Genomic DNA, 2,769 nt, shown 5'->3' on the forward strand with positions numbered 1-2,769 from the left:
GGGATCGGTTCCGCCACGGGGGCGAGTCCATCAAAACGGTGGCGCCCCGTACCCGAACTTCCGCGGTTTTGCCTCCGCCCTTCCGGAGCGCGTGCGTTCGTGCGCGCGGGAGCGCGAGTGACGGCTCGGCCCGGCGCGCCGGTGCCCCGCGGAAGCGCCCCCCGGGCCGTCACTTGCCTCCGGCCCGGGGGGTCCGCCCGGCGGGGGCGGCCCAGTGGGCCCGCGTGGAGGTGCCCAGGCCGTCAGCGTCGAGGTGTGCCACACGGGCCCGGCCGGCGCGCCATGGCGGCCATTCATCGATTTCGCCGGAGGCACTGTCTCGCGGGCACGCCCCCCGATCGGGGGGCGTACGACCGCGCCCGGTCCGCGGGCCCCTGCGGGGCCGCCCGGACCGGGCGCGGTGGCCGATGCCGGATCAGGCCTTCTTCGTCTCCTGGAAGATGGCGTCGATCTGGTCGATCAGGTCGAGCAGCTTCTGGCCGGTCGCCGGGTCGGTCGAGGCCTTGGCGGCGCTGCCCGCCTTCAGCGCGTCGTTGAAGAGCTGGTGCAGCTGCGGGTACTTCTCGAAGTGCGGCGCCTTGAAGTAGTCGCTCCACAGCACCGACAGGTGGTGCTTGACGAGCTCCGCGCGCTGCTCCTTGATGACAATGGCGCGGGCCCGGAAGTGCGGGTCCTCGTTGGCCTGGTACTTCTCCTGGACCGCCTTGACGGACTGCGCCTCGATGCGGGCCTGGGCCGGGTCGTAGACACCGCAGGGCAGGTCGCAGTGGGCGCTGACCTTGACCTTGGGCGCGAACAGGCGAGCGAGCATGACTGTCCTTCCTCGTGATCGTCTTTCCACCAGGGAGATTACTCCCCTGTCGTGTGGTTTTCTCGGGCGCCCCTTGGTGCTTAGGACAAAAGTCTGGTGTCACCCTGGGCTGGTGGAGCATGGAGGAGGAGGCTGAGCATGCGTGAGCCCGGGGCTGGGCAGAGGAGGAGCGTGCCGTACCAGCTGGTCGAGGTGACAGGTCCGTCGATGGTGCCGACGCTGCAGCATGGTGACTGGCTGCTGGTGCAGCACGTCAGGAGCGCCACGGAGGTCCGTGAGGGTGACGTGGTGGTGTTGCGCCATCCGCTCCAGCAGGACCTGCTGATCGTCAAACGCGCCGTGGAGCGGCGCGAGGGCGGCTGGTGGGTGCTGGGCGACAACACCTTCGTGGAGAACGACAGCAGGGAGTTCGGCACCGTCCCGGACGAGCTGGTGCTCGCCCGGGGACGCGGGCGCTTCCGGCCGCCGCGCGAGGTTCAGCGGTCGGCGGCCGGAGTGGCGGGCTGGCTGGTGTCCTGCGTCAGGCCGCTCAGGGCGGACCGCTCGTTCTCCAGGCGCTTGCGGGCGCGGTAGGCCGCGACGTTGGCGCGGGTCGCGCAGCGGTCCGAGCAGTAGCGGCGGGACCGGTTGGTCGAGGTGTCGATGTAGGCGTTGCGGCACGTGGTGGCCTGGCAGATGCCGAGCCGGTCCACACCGAGGTCGGTGAGCTGGAAGGCCAGACCCATGCAGGCGGTCGCGGCGTAGGAGGCGGTCGCCGTGGCCGCGTGCTCGGCGAGGTGCATGTGCCAGTCGGGGCGGCCGCTGTCGTCCAGGTACTCGTGGCCGGAGATCTGCGGGCTGACCGGGAACTCCAGCAGCAGCGCGTTCAGCAGGTCGACGGCGCGCACCTCGTCGCCCTCGGAGGCGGCCTCGAACACGCCGCGCAGCCGGGTGCGGACGGTGCGCAGCCGCTGCACGTCGGCGTCGCCGGCGCGACCCGCCGCCTGGCTGGCCGGCCCGAACAGCTCGCGCACGGCGTCGACCGAGGTCAGGTTGTCGATCCCGCGCTCGGGCTCCTCGCTGTTCACCAGGCGCACGGCGTAGTCAGAGTAATAGGCGAGTTCCACTTGTAGTCCTTACGCGTGCGCTCTAGGGTCGGTAATGACTGCTCTTGCTCAAAGGGTATTTACGACTGGAGGGGATCGTATGTCCGGCACCACCGCCGCGGCGACCGACTGGCAGGCCTGGCAGGACAGCTGGGACCGGCAGCAGGAGTGGTACCTGCCGGACCGGGAGGAACGGTTCCGGGTCATGCTCGACATGGTGGAGGCGCTGACCGGCCCCGAGCCCCGGGTGCTGGACCTGGCCTGCGGCACCGGCAGCATCTCCGACCGGCTGCTGCGCCGCTTCCCGGGGGCCCGCTCGACCGGCGTGGACCTCGACCCGGCGCTGCTGACGATCGCCCGCGGCCACTTCGCCGGCGAGCGCAGGATCGAGTTCGTCACCGCCGACCTGCGCGACCCGCTCTGGCCGCGGGCCCTGCCGTACGACTCGTACGACGCCGTGCTCACCGCGACCGCCCTGCACTGGCTGAAGCCCGAGCCGCTCAGGGCCCTGTACGGGACGCTGGCCGGCCTGCTGCGGGACGGCGGGGTCTTCCTCAACGCCGACCACATGCCCGACACCTCGACGCCCCGGCTCAACGCGGCCGTGCGCGAACTGGACCGGGCCCGCCGCGAGCGGCGGAGGGCGGAGGGGGCGCTGGACTGGGAGCAGTGGTGGGCCACCGCCAAGGCCGACCCGGTGCTGGCCGGTCCCACCGAGGAGCGGTTCGTGATCTACGGTTCCCACGCCGACGGGGACGAACTGCCCCCGGCCTGGCACGCCGCGGCCCTGCGGGACGCCGGCTTCGGCGAGGCGCGGGAGGTCTGGCGTTCGGTGTCGGATGCGATCGTCCTCGGGCTGAAGTGATCCGTACC

At 71.7% G+C, this 2,769-nt stretch carries 4 protein-coding genes; 2 read left to right on the forward strand and 2 right to left on the reverse strand.

The window, feature by feature from the left end:
• Positions 1-415: 415 nt before the first annotated feature.
• Positions 416-811: a superoxide dismutase, Ni gene (sodN, locus tag AC3EUJ_RS37020; RefSeq protein ID WP_018563636.1), complete on the reverse strand. Its 396-nt coding sequence runs from the start codon at positions 809-811 to the stop codon at positions 416-418.
• Between the two features lie 138 nt (positions 812-949).
• Here sodN and sodX point away from each other — a divergent pair, with 138 nt between their 5' ends.
• A complete protein-coding gene (sodX, locus tag AC3EUJ_RS37025) occupies positions 950-1,384 on the forward strand; it encodes a nickel-type superoxide dismutase maturation protease (RefSeq protein ID WP_431969372.1) in 435 nt (144 codons plus the stop codon).
• Here the strand turns inward: sodX and AC3EUJ_RS37030 are convergent.
• The gene (locus tag AC3EUJ_RS37030; RefSeq protein WP_431969374.1) at positions 1,288-1,917 is read right to left on the reverse strand and encodes a CGNR zinc finger domain-containing protein; all 630 of its coding nucleotides are present in this window, start codon (positions 1,915-1,917) and stop codon (positions 1,288-1,290) included. The two genes, sodX and AC3EUJ_RS37030, sit on opposite strands and share 97 nt — an antisense overlap.
• A gap of 79 nt (positions 1,918-1,996) precedes the next feature.
• Between AC3EUJ_RS37030 and AC3EUJ_RS37035 the strand changes: the two genes are divergently transcribed.
• On the forward strand, positions 1,997-2,761 hold the full coding sequence (locus AC3EUJ_RS37035) for a methyltransferase domain-containing protein (RefSeq protein ID WP_431969376.1): 765 nt from the start codon (positions 1,997-1,999) through the stop codon (positions 2,759-2,761).
• The last annotated feature ends 8 nt before the right edge of the window (positions 2,762-2,769 follow it).

The organism is Actinacidiphila sp. bgisy160, from assembly GCF_057707815.1.

Bases quoted from the DNA above. Each gene is read 5' to 3' on its own strand.
- sodX (WP_431969372.1), top strand. From the start codon at position 950: ATGCGTGAGCCCGGGGCTGGGCAGAGGAGGAGCGTGCCGTACCAGCTG.
- sodN (WP_018563636.1), bottom strand. From the start codon at position 811: ATGCTCGCTCGCCTGTTCGCGCCCAAGGTCAAGGTCAGCGCCCACTGC.
- AC3EUJ_RS37035 (WP_431969376.1), top strand. From the start codon at position 1,997: ATGTCCGGCACCACCGCCGCGGCGACCGACTGGCAGGCCTGGCAGGAC.